Genomic DNA, 16,228 nt, shown 5'->3' with positions numbered 1-16,228 from the left:
GACTGAGAATATAACAGCACAGCATAATGGAGTAAGGGTTCATTGACGTACCTCCAACATGAAATCTTCTACTATTAATAGATTCCATAGAGCGCCAATTTATGCATAAAAAAATAACCAGCTGAAATCAGCCAGTTATTTTTTGTGAGGAAAAACCAAACGAGATGCACTTGGTATGAGTATGCAAAGAACGATACTGCAAATAATAAATGAAGGGACCATATATGTGCTGTTATAAATTAAAGAGTAAACCCAACCTGGCGTTCCTTTTGGTGCATTCTGAGAAAAGAAAACAACACCAGAAATAAAGAACGTCAACAGTCTGAAGAAACTTGCAACAAATACGGATAAAGTAATATAGAAGAATTGCTGCTTTCGTTTTTGATCCTGAATGGCTTTTTTAATCAATCCAGAAAATAGGCCACTTAGGGAAATGACAACAGATGCGACGAAATAATCGAGAAATCCTTGAACTGGTGTAGCAATAATAGGACCATTCATCAGCTGAAGGCCTGCAATAAGCACGCCAATGATAAACCCGGTTGATATTCCCCATCTAATAGACATAAGAATGACGGGGATCATAATTAGCGCAAGAGATCCGCCATTCGGCATTCTTAAAAAGAGACCTGATAAGTAATCTAATACAAGTGCAAGTGAAGTCATAATTGCGATTTCCATCAGTCGTACCAATTGGTTTGATTGCTGCATAAAAAAATCTCCCTTTTCATGAATTGAGCAAGGAGAGACCGTGTAAGGATGAGTATGTTATTCATAGAAAAACATATCGAGTTGAATACACCACATGTATTCAAATGAATCCACATTCCTACTTCAGTATTAACTGACAGGTTCAAAGGGTCAGAACAACAAGTGTTCACTCTCAGCACAAAGCTCCCCCTGCGGTTATTTAGTTTTCTTCTATTATAAATATACTAAAGACCTTCTAGATCAACAATAGAGAATTCCTGTGACAATCGATTTTTGTATGATTATATAGGTAGAGATAAGGGAAAATAAATTATTTAGAAAAAATACTTGTTTCCTCTCTCAAAAGGTGTTATATTTGTATTCGCCGCTAAAACAGCGCGGTTATTAAATAACATAAAGAAAAAAGTTATTGACTTTATCTTGATAGAATGTTATATTAATAAAGTCGCCTCTGAGAGACGGCGAAGATGATCTTTGAAAACTAAATAAGACAAAACGTACCTGTTAATTCGAGTTTTTATAAAAAATCCTATGATGTTTCATAGGTAGTCAGTCAAACGCTGACGAGGCAGGAAATGATCACATGCTAAGTTCGCTACATCGTGTAGCAACGCATGTGTGATATGCATCCTGCATACCTCGGAGAGTTTGATCCTGGCTCAGGACGAACGCTGGCGGCGTGCCTAATACATGCAAGTCGAGCGGACAGAAGGGAGCTTGCTCCCGGATGTTAGCGGCGGACGGGTGAGTAACACGTGGGTAACCTGCCTGTAAGACTGGGATAACTCCGGGAAACCGGAGCTAATACCGGATAGTTCCTTGAACCGCATGGTTCAAGGATGAAAGACGGTTTCGGCTGTCACTTACAGATGGACCCGCGGCGCATTAGCTAGTTGGTGGGGTAATGGCTCACCAAGGCGACGATGCGTAGCCGACCTGAGAGGGTGATCGGCCACACTGGGACTGAGACACGGCCCAGACTCCTACGGGAGGCAGCAGTAGGGAATCTTCCGCAATGGACGAAAGTCTGACGGAGCAACGCCGCGTGAGTGATGAAGGTTTTCGGATCGTAAAGCTCTGTTGTTAGGGAAGAACAAGTGCGAGAGTAACTGCTCGCACCTTGACGGTACCTAACCAGAAAGCCACGGCTAACTACGTGCCAGCAGCCGCGGTAATACGTAGGTGGCAAGCGTTGTCCGGAATTATTGGGCGTAAAGGGCTCGCAGGCGGTTTCTTAAGTCTGATGTGAAAGCCCCCGGCTCAACCGGGGAGGGTCATTGGAAACTGGGAAACTTGAGTGCAGAAGAGGAGAGTGGAATTCCACGTGTAGCGGTGAAATGCGTAGAGATGTGGAGGAACACCAGTGGCGAAGGCGACTCTCTGGTCTGTAACTGACGCTGAGGAGCGAAAGCGTGGGGAGCGAACAGGATTAGATACCCTGGTAGTCCACGCCGTAAACGATGAGTGCTAAGTGTTAGGGGGTTTCCGCCCCTTAGTGCTGCAGCTAACGCATTAAGCACTCCGCCTGGGGAGTACGGTCGCAAGACTGAAACTCAAAGGAATTGACGGGGGCCCGCACAAGCGGTGGAGCATGTGGTTTAATTCGAAGCAACGCGAAGAACCTTACCAGGTCTTGACATCCTCTGACAACCCTAGAGATAGGGCTTTCCCTTCGGGGACAGAGTGACAGGTGGTGCATGGTTGTCGTCAGCTCGTGTCGTGAGATGTTGGGTTAAGTCCCGCAACGAGCGCAACCCTTGATCTTAGTTGCCAGCATTTAGTTGGGCACTCTAAGGTGACTGCCGGTGACAAACCGGAGGAAGGTGGGGATGACGTCAAATCATCATGCCCCTTATGACCTGGGCTACACACGTGCTACAATGGACAGAACAAAGGGCTGCGAGACCGCAAGGTTTAGCCAATCCCATAAATCTGTTCTCAGTTCGGATCGCAGTCTGCAACTCGACTGCGTGAAGCTGGAATCGCTAGTAATCGCGGATCAGCATGCCGCGGTGAATACGTTCCCGGGCCTTGTACACACCGCCCGTCACACCACGAGAGTTTGTAACACCCGAAGTCGGTGAGGTAACCTTTATGGAGCCAGCCGCCGAAGGTGGGACAGATGATTGGGGTGAAGTCGTAACAAGGTAGCCGTATCGGAAGGTGCGGCTGGATCACCTCCTTTCTAAGGATATATGGAGCAGCGTGCGTTTTCGTCTTGTTTAGTTTTGAAGGATCATTCCTTCAAAACATGTCTCTAGCGAGACAGGATTGTTCTTTGAAAACTAGATAACAATAAGTAATACATTCACATTGAATGCAATGCAAAGTTCATCACACATAGTGATTCTTTCTAAAGTAAGAAATGGTTAAGTTAGAAAGGGCGCACGGTGGATGCCTTGGCACTAGGAGCCGATGAAGGACGGGACGAACACCGATATGCTTCGGGGAGCTGTAAGCAAGCTTTGATCCGGAGATTTCCGAATGGGGAAACCCACTGCTCGTAATGGAGTAGTATCCATACTTGAATACATAGAGTATGAGAAGGCATACCCGGGGAACTGAAACATCTAAGTACCCGGAGGAAGAGAAAGCAAATGCGATTCCCTGAGTAGCGGCGAGCGAAACGGGAACAGCCCAAACCAAGAGGCTTGCCTCTTGGGGTTGTAGGACACTCTATACGGAGTTACAAAGGAACGATATAAGCGAAGAGGTCTGGAAAGGCCCGCCAAAGAAGGTAACAGCCCTGTAACTGAAATGTTGTTCTCTCCAGAGTGGATCCTGAGTACGGCGGAACACGTGAAATTCCGTCGGAATCCGGGAGGACCATCTCCCAAGGCTAAATACTCCCTAGTGACCGATAGTGAACCAGTACCGTGAGGGAAAGGTGAAAAGCACCCCGGAAGGGGAGTGAAATAGATCCTGAAACCGTGTGCCTACAAGTAGTCAGAGCCCGTTAAAGGGTGATGGCGTGCCTTTTGTAGAATGAACCGGCGAGTTACGATCCCGTGCAAGGTTAAGCAGAAGATGCGGAGCCGCAGCGAAAGCGAGTCTGAATAGGGCGCATGAGTACGTGGTCGTAGACCCGAAACCAGGTGATCTACCCATGTCCAGGGTGAAGTTCAGGTAACACTGAATGGAGGCCCGAACCCACGCACGTTGAAAAGTGCGGGGATGAGGTGTGGGTAGGGGTGAAATGCCAATCGAACCTGGAGATAGCTGGTTCTCTCCGAAATAGCTTTAGGGCTAGCCTCAAGGTAAGAGTCTCGGAGGTAGAGCACTGATTGGACTAGGGGCCCCTACCGGGTTACCGAATTCAGTCAAACTCCGAATGCCGATGACTTATCCTTGGGAGTCAGACTGCGAGTGATAAGATCCGTAGTCGAAAGGGAAACAGCCCAGACCGCCAGCTAAGGTCCCAAAGTATACGTTAAGTGGAAAAGGATGTGGAGTTGCTTAGACAACCAGGATGTTGGCTTAGAAGCAGCCACCATTTAAAGAGTGCGTAATAGCTCACTGGTCGAGTGACTCTGCGCCGAAAATGTACCGGGGCTAAACGTATCACCGAAGCTGCGGACTGTTCTAACGAACAGTGGTAGGAGAGCGTTCTAAGTGCTGTGAAGTCAGACCGGAAGGACTGGTGGAGCGCTTAGAAGTGAGAATGCCGGTATGAGTAGCGAAAGACGGGTGAGAATCCCGTCCACCGAATGCCTAAGGTTTCCTGAGGAAGGCTCGTCCGCTCAGGGTTAGTCGGGACCTAAGCCGAGGCCGAAAGGCGTAGGCGATGGACAACAGGTTGATATTCCTGTACCACCTCCTCACCATTTGAGCAATGGGGGGACGCAGGAGGATAGGGTAAGCGCGGTATTGGATATCCGCGTCCAAGCAGTTAGGCTGGGAAATAGGCAAATCCGTTTCCCGTGAAGGCTGAGCTGTGATGGCGAGCGAAATTTAGTAGCGAAGTTCCTGATTCCACACTGCCAAGAAAAGCCTCTAGCGAGGTGAGAGGTGCCCGTACCGCAAACCGACACAGGTAGGCGAGGAGAGAATCCTAAGGTGATCGAGAGAACTCTCGTTAAGGAACTCGGCAAAATGACCCCGTAACTTCGGGAGAAGGGGTGCTTCTTAGGGTGTTAAAGCCCCGAGAAGCCGCAGTGAATAGGCCCAGGCGACTGTTTAGCAAAAACACAGGTCTCTGCGAAGCCGTAAGGCGAAGTATAGGGGCTGACGCCTGCCCGGTGCTGGAAGGTTAAGAGGAGCGCTTAGCGTAAGCGAAGGTGCGAATTGAAGCCCCAGTAAACGGCGGCCGTAACTATAACGGTCCTAAGGTAGCGAAATTCCTTGTCGGGTAAGTTCCGACCCGCACGAAAGGCGCAACGATCTGGGCACTGTCTCAACGAGAGACTCGGTGAAATTATAGTACCTGTGAAGATGCAGGTTACCCGCGACAGGACGGAAAGACCCCGTGGAGCTTTACTGCAGCCTGATATTGAATGTTGGTACAGCTTGTACAGGATAGGTAGGAGCCTTGGAAACCGGAGCGCTAGCTTCGGTGGAGGCATCGGTGGGATACTACCCTGGCTGTATTGACCTTCTAACCCGCTGCCCTTATCGGGCAGGGAGACAGTGTCAGGTGGGCAGTTTGACTGGGGCGGTCGCCTCCTAAAATGTAACGGAGGCGCCCAAAGGTTCCCTCAGAATGGTTGGAAATCATTCGCAGAGTGTAAAGGCACAAGGGAGCTTGACTGCGAGACCTACAAGTCGAGCAGGGACGAAAGTCGGGCTTAGTGATCCGGTGGTTCCGCATGGAAGGGCCATCGCTCAACGGATAAAAGCTACCCCGGGGATAACAGGCTTATCTCCCCCAAGAGTCCACATCGACGGGGAGGTTTGGCACCTCGATGTCGGCTCATCGCATCCTGGGGCTGTAGTCGGTCCCAAGGGTTGGGCTGTTCGCCCATTAAAGCGGTACGCGAGCTGGGTTCAGAACGTCGTGAGACAGTTCGGTCCCTATCCGTCGCGGGCGCAGGAAATTTGAGAGGAGCTGTCCTTAGTACGAGAGGACCGGGATGGACGCACCGCTGGTGTACCAGTTGTTCTGCCAAGGGCATCGCTGGGTAGCTATGTGCGGACGGGATAAGTGCTGAAAGCATCTAAGCATGAAGCCCCCCTCAAGATGAGATTTCCCATTCCGCAAGGAAGTAAGATCCCTGAAAGATGATCAGGTTGATAGGTCTGAGGTGGAAGCGTGGTGACACGTGGAGCTGACAGATACTAATAGATCGAGGACTTAACCTATATTCTATTGTGAAGTTTGAACATTGTTATCTAGTTTTGAGAGAACATTCTCTCCATCAGGTTTGGTGGCGATAGCGAAGAGGTCACACCCGTTCCCATACCGAACACGGAAGTTAAGCTCTTCAGCGCCGATGGTAGTTGGGGGTCTCCCCCTGTGAGAGTAGGACGCCGCCAAGCTTGTATAAGGATCAGTTCCATTTGGAACTGGTCTTTTTGTGCTTCTTGAGAAAATATGCTGCTGATTGCACTTGTTTGATGAACGTTTCAACACTCCACTCTAGCGTATTTATAAGCAGATGAAACTCTTTAAAAATGAGATCGTGTATTCCAGTTAACTATGAAATAACCAGTAAAGAGTTAGATGAATAGATGATAGAAAAGCTCTGTATTGATATTAGTAGATAATTAATTCTAATTCAGACATAATGGGTATCTAATGTGAGATGCTAATATTTATGAAGGAATTGCCCATTTTTAAAGAGAATATAGAGTGGAGGCGTTTAAGTGATGAGCGTTAGATGACGCTGATTGATTAGAGGAAATAACGGTCATTTGTTAAAAGAAATACGGGATGAAAATTGAAATAAAATTTTTTTAATATAGCCTTTACAAATGATGAAAACCTGTATATAATAATCTTTGTCGGATCGAGAGATTCCTACATAATGGAGGATTAGCTCAGCTGGGAGAGCATCTGCCTTACAAGCAGAGGGTCGGCGGTTCGAGCCCGTCATCCTCCACCATATTTATTCTTACATAATGTTAGGATAGATAAAGCCGGTGTAGCTCAACTGGTAGAGCAACTGACTTGTAATCAGTAGGTTGGGGGTTCAAGTCCTCTTGCCGGCACCAGTTTCATATGGTAAGATAGACAAGTCGCTTTTAAAGCGAGCCATTAGCTCAGTTGGTAGAGCATCTGACTTTTAATCAGAGGGTCGAAGGTTCGAGTCCTTCATGGCTCACCATGTTTCATGCGGGTGTGGCGGAATTGGCAGACGCGCTAGACTTAGGATCTAGTGTCTTTATGACGTGGGGGTTCAAGTCCCTTCACCCGCATTGCCAAATAAAATAAAGAAATCCTGTAATGCGGAAGTAGTTCAGTGGTAGAACACCACCTTGCCAAGGTGGGGGTCGCGGGTTCGAATCCCGTCTTCCGCTTATACCATCCACGCCGGGGTGGTGGAATTGGCAGACACACAGGACTTAAAATCCTGCGGTAGGTGACTACCGTGCCGGTTCAAGTCCGGCCCTCGGCATTATAAATAAGCGCCCGTAGCTCAATTGGATAGAGCGTTTGACTACGGATCAAAAGGTTAGGGGTTCGACTCCTCTCGGGCGCGCCATTAAGATCGGGAAGTAGCTCAGCTTGGTAGAGCACTTGGTTTGGGACCAAGGGGTCGCAGGTTCGAATCCTGTCTTCCCGACCATCTTTTATGGGGCCTTAGCTCAGCTGGGAGAGCGCCTGCCTTGCACGCAGGAGGTCAGCGGTTCGATCCCGCTAGGCTCCACTTTTAAAAGATTATTTTGATCATGGCGGTGTAGCTCAGCTGGCTAGAGCGTACGGTTCATACCCGTGAGGTCGGGGGTTCGATCCCCTCCGCCGCTATAAAGGACCTTTAGCTCAGTTGGTTAGAGCAGACGGCTCATAACCGTCCGGTCGTAGGTTCGAGTCCTACAAGGTCCACCATCTATACGGAGGAATACCCAAGTCCGGCTGAAGGGATCGGTCTTGAAAACCGACAGGGGTGTCAAAGCCCGCGGGGGTTCGAATCCCTCTTCCTCCGCCATATTTTTTAAAAACTTAAATTGATATCATCGCGGGGTGGAGCAGTTCGGTAGCTCGTCGGGCTCATAACCCGAAGGTCGCAGGTTCAAATCCTGCCCCCGCAACCAAAATGGTCCGGTAGTTCAGTTGGTTAGAATGCCTGCCTGTCACGCAGGAGGTCGCGGGTTCGAGTCCCGTCCGGACCGCCATTTTTAAAAAGAATACATGGCTCGGTAGCTCAGTTGGTAGAGCAACGGACTGAAAATCCGTGTGTCGGCGGTTCGATTCCGTCCCGAGCCACTTTTATAAAAAAATATTGATAGTATGGCGGTTGTGGCGAAGTGGTTAACGCACCAGATTGTGGCTCTGGCACTCGTGGGTTCGATTCCCATCAATCGCCCCATACATATTTGCGGGTGTAGTTTAGTGGTAAAACCTCAGCCTTCCAAGCTGATGTCGTGGGTTCGATTCCCATCACCCGCTCCATTTGTATATCCAATCATGGGCCTGTAGCTCAGCTGGTTAGAGCGCACGCCTGATAAGCGTGAGGTCGGTGGTTCGAGTCCACTCAGGCCCACCATGATATTCCGCAGTAGCTCAGTGGTAGAGCTATCGGCTGTTAACCGATCGGTCGTAGGTTCGAGTCCTACCTGCGGAGCCATAATGGAGAAGTACTCAAGTGGCTGAAGAGGCGCCCCTGCTAAGGGTGTAGGTCGTGCAAGCGGCGCGAGGGTTCAAATCCCTCCTTCTCCGCCATTTATCTGGCCCGTTGGTCAAGCGGTTAAGACACCGCCCTTTCACGGCGGTAACACGGGTTCGAATCCCGTACGGGTCATTTTCAAAAGAGGTCTTGTCAAAGATCTCTTTTTTATTTTCTCCAAAAAAGAAAGACCGCCATAATAACGGTCTTTTTTTACATGTTCATGGAATAGATCGTATAAGACAAGTAAGTTGCAAAGAATCCCCATAACACATAAGGAATGAGTAAAATTGGAACGACTTTGCTTAGTTTACGCGAGACGATCACAAGAGCAAGTGCTGTCAGTGCGACAAGCAGGCAATCGATCGTAGCGGCAAATAAATCTTTTTGTGTAAATTGAAAAAAACTGAAGGCCTGATTAAATACATAATTTAAAAGAAAAAGAATCCAAAATGGTAAAGTGATTTTTTGAAATCCATATTTTCCATAAATGATCGCTGCGGACAACGAGATGAGAGCAAATAAGACAGCCCATACAGCACCAATTACACCACCACTTGGTGTCCATTCCGGTTTATTTAATGCATCATACCACTCTCTGTCAATCGGAAACAGGAATCCGGCAACAGAGAATAATGCGTATGTAATAAAGAAAACAATCACTGCCCAAATGATACTTTTTCTTGCCATTAGAATCTCCTCCAATCAAATTCACTCTTAAAGTGATTTCCCACTTATTACATGATATAAACATGAAGCCCCCATTATGAGGGGACTAATGATTTTCTTCTGTATAAGGTTCTTCTTCGTACGGCTTCAAATCACCAAATACGGTCATGACGCCTTCTTCGTCCAATGCTTCTTCATAAGCTTCGTGGGCTTTATTTGGATATACCTTGCTTGCTTTTCCCTCAATATCAGCAGCTGCGAATCCCTCATAGTCTTCGACATAATCTTCATCTTCTGATTGTGTATACACATCATCGTATGTCAATGGAGGAAATTCCATATCGGACGGCGTATCAGAATTTCCGTACCGTTCTACGTCTTGATATGCATCTTCACCATCGTATGCGGCACTTTCTTCATTTTCAAATTGACCTGAGGGTGGACTTAATAAATCCTCTTCAATCGGACGGTTTTGTGAAACGGTTTGTTCTTTTGAATGTTCTGTGCATGTGACGGCACTAGGCAAGGCTTCTAAACGTTCCTTTGGGATAGGGGCTTTACAGACCTTGCAGTGGCCATAAGAGCCGTCTGTGATGGCTTGAAGTGCTTCATTGATGTCTAACAAATGTTCATGTTCCAAACTGTTTAATGCAATATCTTTCCCGCGTTCGAACAGTTCTGTCCCTTGATCACCTGGGTGATTATCATAGGCTGACAGATCTCCGACAGAATCATAAGGAAATGATACTTTTTGTTCATCGTCATGGCTTTTGGCTTCGAGTTCATGCTTTTCATCGAGAAGTCGCTGCTTCAAATGATGTAATTCGTCTTTAGACAACAAATCGATCATCCTTTCATATCAAACATAATGTTAGTATGAGCAATTTTATCTGTAAGACTAGTTCCAATTTGAAGCAATTCCTCATGAAAAAACGCCTGCGGCTGGGCAGGCGTTCTTTGTTAAGCAATATAGTATTGTAAGATCAAAGCGATTGTTAGCAGAAAACCGAAAAATGTATTGGTTTGAGCTGTCGATTTCATGGCATTCATTAATTCAATTGGTTTTTCTTTTTGCTTAAATTCTTTGATAGCTGTATATGCTTTTGGGACACTGAGTAAAACAAGAAGACTCCAAAGGCCGACAATATCTGTGAAGATATAAACAAAAATAAGTACATATGAGATCAAAAACATGGAAAGTAAAATGTTCACTGCCGCTTTTCGTCCAGCAAGGATAGCAAGTGTTTTTCGTCCATTTTCTTTATCACCGTCTAAATCGCGGATATTGTTCGATAGTAAGATGGCACCAACTAAAATAGAAATTGGTAATGAGACAAGAACAGCTTTAGACGTCAGTGTGCCTGTTTGAATATAGAAACTGATCAGAATAATTCCTAGTCCCATAAAGGCACCTGACACAAGTTCTCCAAACGGTGTATATGCAATAGGAACAGGACCGCCTGTATAGAAATAGCCTGCTGCCATACAAATGAGTCCTATCAGTGCAATCCACCAGCTAGACATCATGCAAATGTATACTCCTAGTAGTAAGGAAAGCGCAAATAGTGCATAAGCGAGGCCGAGAACTGTTTTTGGCTTTACACCATTTCTGACAATGGCGCCTCCGATACCGACAGATTTCTCGTTGTCCAATCCGCGAACAAAATCAAAGTATTCATTAAACATGTTTGTTGCGATTTGGATAAACATAGATGCAAATAGCATAGCTAAAAATAGCCCAACATGTATTTGACCACTTGGAAGTGCTAGAACAGTTCCTAAAGTAACGGGAATAAATGCTGCTGTTAATGTATGCGGTCGTAGTAAATTCCACCAAATCCGCCAGTTCTTATCAGGCTTAATCGGTGAAAGCTGATCTGATATCGATTGATGCTGCATAAAATATACTCCTTTAAATAAAAAAATACGTACACGTCCAAATTCCAGTTTAGCAAAGTTCAAAAAGGTGTCAATATATTGATGCGATGAATCCAGAAAAAGATGTTTGCTAATCGTTGCCATATCGAGAGAAAGCTTGATCTTAAAACAAGACTTTCCATTTTTCTTATAGATGCTCTCGTTTCAAGAAGCGGGAGCGAAAAAATCTAGAAAGCGTGATATAATAAGGATTCGAGGTTTTAAAAGCTGTTTTCTTTACTAAGTTCATCTGTTAAGGTTTATAATAGAAAAGCAGGTCATTCGACATATTCGAATGTTCACGTATTTTTTCATGATGGTTTTATTTTTTTATGTTATTTCATGGATTTTGGAGGAATGTATCATGGTGACAACAGTGCAAAGTACTTTCCGGCAGGAAGCGCTTGCGACATTAGAAGAAGCGAATAACGTCAACCATGCTGTTTTGATAAGCTACTCCAGAAGAGTTGACGATCTGGATCCTCTTGCCTTTTTCCAAAGCGGCGAAGCGGATTTTTTAGGCGAGCGCTTTTTTTGGTCTGATCCAGAAAGCCAAATGATATTTTCTGGACTTGGCAGAGCGGCCGTTATTAAATCATCTGAGCAAGGCAAGGAACGATTCGATACAGTCCATCAAGAATGGGAACAGCTGAAGCAGCACATGTTCCATTTTCATGATGAGAAGGAGTTAAGGCAAGCGGCTGTTGGTCCGCTTTTATTTGGTGGATTCTCATTTGATCCTTATGAAGAGAAGGCGCGTCATTGGGAAGCTTTTGGTGAGGCTCATTTTTTTGTGCCATCGATGATGCTCACTGTCTCAAAAGAAGGCACGTTTCTTACGATCAATGAATGGAAGCAGGTGGATGGGAATGTTCATCAGCTCATTCAAGAATTAGAACAAAAAGCCTCTCAATTCAAAACATTACCGCTAAGATATGATGGACAAGCTGAACTTGTTCATATGGAAGAACTAGATGTGAAGGAATGGATGAAGGCGATCCAAGAAGCGACAGACCACATTCGTGCTAACGAATATGAAAAGGTTGTTCTAGCAAGAGAAGTCTTGCTTCACTATAAAAATCAAATTGAACTCGCTCCACTGTTATCAGAATTATTAAAGCATCAAACAACAAGTTATGTATTTGCGGTTGAACAGGGGAGACAAGCATTTGTCGGAGCTACACCGGAACGTTTAGTGAAAAAAAGCGGCGGAGAGGTCTTTTCATCTTGTTTAGCAGGTTCAATTGTTCGTGGAAAAGATGAAGAGGAAGATAAAGCATTAGGCGAGGAACTGTTGCATGATGAGAAGAATTTGATTGAACATCAAATTGTTGTCAATATGATTGAACAAGCATTTGAAGCCAATTGCCTTCGCGTGCATAAACCAAATCAACCTAGTCTTTATAAAACAAAAAATATTCAACATTTGTTTACACCGATTGTGGGAGAAATTAAAAACAGTTGTTCCCTCTTTTCGTTAATTGAACAGCTCCACCCGACGCCAGCATTAGGCGGATATCCGAAAGAAAAGGCGGTTGAGGTCATTCGTGAAATCGAACCGTTGAAACGTGGCTGGTATGCAGCGCCAGTAGGGTGGATTGACTCTCAGGACAATGGAGAATTTGCTGTCGCCATTCGGTCAGGTCTTATTGAGGAAGACCATGTTCGTTTGTTCGCTGGCTGCGGCATTGTAGAGGATTCCCTTGCAAAGCAGGAGTATGAGGAAACACAAGTGAAATTAAGACCAATGCTATCTGCGCTTGGAGGTCGTCCTATTGAATAATCAAATTATGACAACATATATTGGCAGATTGATGGATGAATTTGTCCAAGGTGGCGTACAAGAGGCAGTTGTCTGTCCAGGTTCTCGTTCAACCCCGCTTGCAATGTTGGCTCTTGCCCACCAAGACATCAATGTCCATGTATTAGTGGATGAAAGGTCTGCTGCTTTTTATGCGCTAGGTCTTGCAAAAGCAAGTCAAACCCCAGTGCTGCTTATTTGTACATCAGGTACAGCAGCTGCTAACTTTTATCCAGCCATTGTAGAGGCACATTATTCTCGTGTCCCACTTATTGTTTTAACTGCTGATCGGCCGCACGAATTGAGGGAAGTTGGAGCACCTCAAGCGATTGATCAGCAATTCTTATTCGGTAAGTTTGTTAAATGGTTCACAGACTTAGCATTGCCAGAAGATAGTCAGATGATGTTACGCTATGTTCAGACAGCGGCGGCAAGAGCAAATCATATGTCGATGCAAGAGCCGAAGGGACCTGTACAAATCAATGTCCCTCTGAGAGAACCATTGCTTCCTGATTTGTCTATTCATCCTTTCGACAGAAAAGAAACAGACCGAAAAAAGGTATTAGCTACAGGACAGGCTTACCCAAATGATGATGAGCTATCTGAAATTGTGACGGTCATGAACCGTTCCAAAAAGGGACTGATTGTGTGTGGAGAGCTTCATACTCAGAAAGAAAAAGAGGCAGTGTTACGTCTTTCAAAAGACTTGCATCTTCCAATTTTAGCGGACCCGCTTTCTCATTTGCGAAATGGTCATGAGCATGCAGAGCTTATAATTGATGCGTATGATTCTTTATTAAAAGATGAAGCATTGCAGCAGCACCTATTGCCGGATATGGTGATTCGTTTTGGACCGATGCCCGTGTCTAAACCTTTATTCAAATGGCTGGAAAAACATGCGGAAGTGAATCAGATTGTTGTTGATGCTGCTGGAGGTTTTCGAGATCCTGGACTGAGTGCTTCATACATCATTGAAAGTGATGTGGCAGCTTTTGTAGATGAAGTAGTCAATAGAGCAGATCAACGTGAGGATACAAGTTTTCTAAATCGCTGGCAGCATGCTAATTCATCATTCAGAACGCATGCATCTCATTATTCTGATGAGGATCTGTCATTTGAGGGGAATGTGTACCGTCAGCTTCAGCATCTCTTACCGAAGGAGAGTGTTCTTTTTATCGGAAATAGTATGCCGATTCGTGATGTGGATACGTTTTTTGAAGCGCAATCGAAGCCTTTTCGAATGATGGCGAATCGTGGCGCAAATGGTATAGACGGCGTCGTGTCTACAGCACTTGGCACGTATGCAGCTTTGAAACAGCCAGTCACCTTAGTGATTGGAGATTTATCATTTTACCATGATATGAATGGTCTTCTTGCAGCTAAGTTGATGGACATTCCACTGACGGTTGTGCTGTTAAACAATGATGGAGGAGGCATCTTTTCGTTCCTTCCGCAGGCGTCTGAGGAACCGTATTATGAAAAACTCTTTGGTACACCGACTGGACTGAATTTTGAGTATGCTTCTAAGCTGTATGGGGGAACCTATTCGAAACCTTCAACGAAACAAGAATTCCATGATGTCTATAAGGCACATATAGAAGAGCCTGGACTTCATTTAATTGAAATTGAAACAGATCGGCATTCTCGTGTAAGCAAGCATCGTCAAATGATGGATGACATATTGGAAGAAGTGAAAAAAGAATGTCTTCTTTCATAATAAGGATGCGTGATGGTGTGGCGTACGAGGTGATAGATCAGAATCCATCAGGTGAGAATGCCACGCTATGCTTACATGGTTTTACTGGAAGTGCGGCTTCTTGGAACTTTTTGAATGCTTATATGGAAAATACAAGATTGATTCAAGTCAGCTTGCTTGGACATGGCCGCACGGACTCACCAGAAAGTATAAGAAGATATGCGATGTCGCATCAACTGGCAGATCTTGCAGAGATTTTAAACCAATTAAAGCTTCACAAAGTGAATATTCTCGGATATTCTATGGGAGGACGTATTGCTTTATCATTTGCCTCTCGTTATTCAGAGCGAGTCAACAAGTTGATTTTAGAGAGTACCTCTCCAGGGCTTCGCACGTTTAAAGAGCGGATGGCAAGACTCAAACATGATCATCAGCTCGCTCAGAAAATGAGAGATGAAGGTTTAGTGAAGTTTGTGGATTTTTGGGAGAGTATCCCACTATTTGCTTCACAAAAAACTTTATCAGCTCATGCGCAGGCTCAACTAAGAAAGGGAAGGCTGAAAGCCAACCCGCTTGGACTAGCTCGCAGCTTAGAAGGCATAGGAACAGGTTCGCAGCCCTCTGTTTGGAAGGCATTAAAGCATATGAATTTACCTGTTTTGTTGATTTGTGGAGCGCTTGATGAGAAGTTCTGCAATATCGCCACACGTATGCAGCAGGAGCTTGAAGGCAGTCAATTGATGTTGGCTGAGCAGGCTGGGCATACAGTTCATGTGGAACAACCACATTTTTTTGGTAAAATAGTTAGTGAGTTTATTACCCAAGATTAGAGGAGGAACTATTGATGGCTATTGAATGGCAAACTGAGCGTCAATATGACGAAATTTTATATGAAACGTACAATGGGATTGCAAAGATTACGATTAATCGTCCACATGTACATAACGCGTTTACACCTAAGACTGTGAGTGAATTAATTGATGCATTTTCGCGTGCTCGTGATAATTCAAATGTTGGTGTGATCGTACTTGCAGGTGCTGGCGGCAAAGCATTCTGTTCTGGTGGAGACCAAAAAGTGCGCGGTCATGGCGGTTATGTAGGAGACGACCAAATTCCGCGTCTAAATGTACTGGACTTACAGCGTTTGATTCGTGTCATTCCAAAACCTGTTGTTGCAATGGTGGCTGGTTATGCAATCGGCGGCGGACACGTTCTTCATATTGTATGTGACCTGACAATTGCAGCAGATAATGCGGTATTTGGACAAACTGGTCCAAAAGTAGGCAGCTTTGATGCTGGTTATGGTTCAGGCTACCTTGCACGTATTGTAGGTCATAAGAAAGCGAGAGAAATCTGGTACTTATGCCGTCAATACAATGCACAAGAAGCGCTTGATATGGGCCTTGTCAATACAGTTGTACCATTAGAGCAGCTTGAAGAAGAAACAGTGAAGTGGTGTGAGGAAATGCTAGAAAAGAGCCCGACTGCTTTACGATTCTTGAAGGCTGCATTTAATGCAGATACGGATGGATTAGCTGGAATTCAACAATTTGCAGGAGATGCGACTCTTCTTTATTACACAACAGATGAAGCAAAAGAAGGACGCGATTCCTTTAAGGAAAAACGCAAGCCGGACTTCGGTCAGTTCCCGCGTTTCCCTTGATTCAATCA

General features: G+C 45.4%; 8 protein-coding genes, 21 tRNA genes, 3 rRNA genes and 1 riboswitch. Of the genes, 28 read left to right on the top strand and 4 right to left on the bottom strand.

Annotated elements, in window-relative coordinates; genetic code table 11:
- Positions 1 to 135 precede the first annotated feature (135 nt).
- A complete protein-coding gene (gene thiT, locus MKX52_RS13810; RefSeq protein WP_342490871.1) occupies positions 136 to 711 on the bottom strand; it encodes an energy-coupled thiamine transporter ThiT in 576 nt (191 codons plus the stop codon).
- 98 nt (positions 712 to 809) lie between these two features.
- Positions 810 to 911: riboswitch (TPP riboswitch) on the bottom strand.
- A gap of 436 nt (positions 912 to 1,347) precedes the next feature.
- Between thiT and MKX52_RS13805 the strand changes: the two genes are divergently transcribed.
- The 24 genes from MKX52_RS13805 to MKX52_RS13690 all read left to right on the top strand — a co-directional run bounded on the left by MKX52_RS13805 (position 1,348) and on the right by MKX52_RS13690 (position 8,609).
- Positions 1,348 to 2,896: ribosomal RNA gene (locus tag MKX52_RS13805) — 16S ribosomal RNA — on the top strand.
- A gap of 182 nt (positions 2,897 to 3,078) precedes the next feature.
- Positions 3,079 to 6,009, top strand: a 23S ribosomal RNA gene (locus MKX52_RS13800).
- A 61-nt stretch (positions 6,010 to 6,070) separates the two neighbouring features.
- Positions 6,071 to 6,186 (top strand): 5S ribosomal RNA (gene rrf, locus MKX52_RS13795).
- The 16S, 23S and 5S rRNA genes sit together here with 21 tRNA genes alongside, the layout of an rRNA operon.
- 490 nt (positions 6,187 to 6,676) lie before the next feature.
- A tRNA-Val gene (locus tag MKX52_RS13790) sits at positions 6,677 to 6,752 on the top strand.
- Positions 6,753 to 6,785: 33 nt separating this feature from the next.
- Positions 6,786 to 6,861 (top strand) — tRNA-Thr (locus tag MKX52_RS13785).
- 37 nt (positions 6,862 to 6,898) lie between these two features.
- Positions 6,899 to 6,974: transfer RNA gene (locus tag MKX52_RS13780), tRNA-Lys, on the top strand.
- A gap of 8 nt (positions 6,975 to 6,982) precedes the next feature.
- Positions 6,983 to 7,065 (top strand) — tRNA-Leu (locus MKX52_RS13775).
- A 30-nt stretch (positions 7,066 to 7,095) separates the two neighbouring features.
- Positions 7,096 to 7,167: transfer RNA gene (locus MKX52_RS13770), tRNA-Gly, on the top strand.
- Positions 7,168 to 7,179: 12 nt separating this feature from the next.
- Positions 7,180 to 7,265 (top strand) — tRNA-Leu (locus tag MKX52_RS13765).
- Between the two features lie 10 nt (positions 7,266 to 7,275).
- Positions 7,276 to 7,352: transfer RNA gene (locus tag MKX52_RS13760), tRNA-Arg, on the top strand.
- Positions 7,353 to 7,359: 7 nt separating this feature from the next.
- Positions 7,360 to 7,436 (top strand) — tRNA-Pro (locus tag MKX52_RS13755).
- Positions 7,437 to 7,444: 8 nt separating this feature from the next.
- Positions 7,445 to 7,517, top strand: a tRNA-Ala gene (locus MKX52_RS13750).
- Between the two features lie 24 nt (positions 7,518 to 7,541).
- Positions 7,542 to 7,615: transfer RNA gene (locus MKX52_RS13745), tRNA-Met, on the top strand.
- 4 nt (positions 7,616 to 7,619) lie between these two features.
- A tRNA-Ile gene (locus MKX52_RS13740) sits at positions 7,620 to 7,696 on the top strand.
- Positions 7,697 to 7,703: 7 nt separating this feature from the next.
- Positions 7,704 to 7,796: transfer RNA gene (locus tag MKX52_RS13735), tRNA-Ser, on the top strand.
- A 29-nt stretch (positions 7,797 to 7,825) separates the two neighbouring features.
- A tRNA-Met gene (locus MKX52_RS13730) sits at positions 7,826 to 7,902 on the top strand.
- Positions 7,903 to 7,906: 4 nt separating this feature from the next.
- Positions 7,907 to 7,983: transfer RNA gene (locus MKX52_RS13725), tRNA-Asp, on the top strand.
- An 18-nt stretch (positions 7,984 to 8,001) separates the two neighbouring features.
- Positions 8,002 to 8,074, top strand: a tRNA-Phe gene (locus tag MKX52_RS13720).
- 27 nt (positions 8,075 to 8,101) lie between these two features.
- Positions 8,102 to 8,177, top strand: a tRNA-His gene (locus MKX52_RS13715).
- A gap of 9 nt (positions 8,178 to 8,186) precedes the next feature.
- A tRNA-Gly gene (locus tag MKX52_RS13710) sits at positions 8,187 to 8,260 on the top strand.
- Between the two features lie 17 nt (positions 8,261 to 8,277).
- A tRNA-Ile gene (locus MKX52_RS13705) sits at positions 8,278 to 8,354 on the top strand.
- Positions 8,355 to 8,360: 6 nt separating this feature from the next.
- Positions 8,361 to 8,435 (top strand) — tRNA-Asn (locus tag MKX52_RS13700).
- 4 nt (positions 8,436 to 8,439) lie between these two features.
- Positions 8,440 to 8,530, top strand: a tRNA-Ser gene (locus tag MKX52_RS13695).
- A gap of 7 nt (positions 8,531 to 8,537) precedes the next feature.
- Positions 8,538 to 8,609 (top strand) — tRNA-Glu (locus MKX52_RS13690).
- Positions 8,610 to 8,687: 78 nt separating this feature from the next.
- Here the strand turns inward: MKX52_RS13690 and MKX52_RS13685 are convergent.
- From MKX52_RS13685 to MKX52_RS13675, 3 genes are all read right to left on the bottom strand, one after another.
- The gene (locus tag MKX52_RS13685) at positions 8,688 to 9,164 is read right to left on the bottom strand and encodes a tryptophan-rich sensory protein (protein ID WP_119125277.1); all 477 of its coding nucleotides are present in this window, start codon (positions 9,162 to 9,164) and stop codon (positions 8,688 to 8,690) included.
- 85 nt (positions 9,165 to 9,249) lie between these two features.
- Positions 9,250 to 9,984, bottom strand: a complete 735-nt coding sequence (locus MKX52_RS13680; RefSeq protein ID WP_342490870.1) for a TraR/DksA C4-type zinc finger protein — start codon at positions 9,982 to 9,984, stop codon at positions 9,250 to 9,252.
- Between the two features lie 119 nt (positions 9,985 to 10,103).
- On the bottom strand, positions 10,104 to 11,042 hold the full coding sequence (locus tag MKX52_RS13675) for a 1,4-dihydroxy-2-naphthoate polyprenyltransferase (RefSeq protein ID WP_012011005.1): 939 nt from the start codon (positions 11,040 to 11,042) through the stop codon (positions 10,104 to 10,106).
- Positions 11,043 to 11,424: 382 nt separating this feature from the next.
- Between MKX52_RS13675 and MKX52_RS13670 the strand changes: the two genes are divergently transcribed.
- From MKX52_RS13670 to menB, 4 genes are read left to right on the top strand one after another with little or no spacing between them, the layout of a single operon-like run.
- Entirely contained in the window at positions 11,425 to 12,843 is a 1,419-nt protein-coding gene (locus MKX52_RS13670) for an isochorismate synthase MenF (protein WP_144504916.1), read from the top strand.
- A complete protein-coding gene (menD, locus tag MKX52_RS13665) occupies positions 12,836 to 14,578 on the top strand; it encodes a 2-succinyl-5-enolpyruvyl-6-hydroxy-3-cyclohexene-1-carboxylic-acid synthase (protein ID WP_342490869.1) in 1,743 nt (580 codons plus the stop codon). Before MKX52_RS13670 ends, menD begins: the two co-directional genes overlap by 8 nt.
- Positions 14,563 to 15,387 (top strand): 2-succinyl-6-hydroxy-2,4-cyclohexadiene-1-carboxylate synthase, encoded by an 825-nt coding sequence (menH, locus tag MKX52_RS13660; RefSeq protein WP_342490868.1) that lies wholly within the window; start codon positions 14,563 to 14,565, stop codon positions 15,385 to 15,387. The genes menD and menH overlap by 16 nt, the downstream gene beginning before the upstream one ends.
- A 14-nt stretch (positions 15,388 to 15,401) precedes the next feature.
- The gene (menB, locus tag MKX52_RS13655; RefSeq protein ID WP_012011001.1) at positions 15,402 to 16,220 is read left to right on the top strand and encodes a 1,4-dihydroxy-2-naphthoyl-CoA synthase; all 819 of its coding nucleotides are present in this window, start codon (positions 15,402 to 15,404) and stop codon (positions 16,218 to 16,220) included.
- Positions 16,221 to 16,228 lie beyond the last annotated feature (8 nt).

Source organism: Bacillus sp. FSL R5-0422 (assembly GCF_038610765.1).
Classification (GTDB): domain Bacteria; phylum Bacillota; class Bacilli; order Bacillales; family Bacillaceae; genus Bacillus; species Bacillus pumilus_O.
The sequence above is the reverse complement of the archived record's forward strand: the minus strand, read 5'-3'. Positions and strand labels throughout refer to the sequence as shown.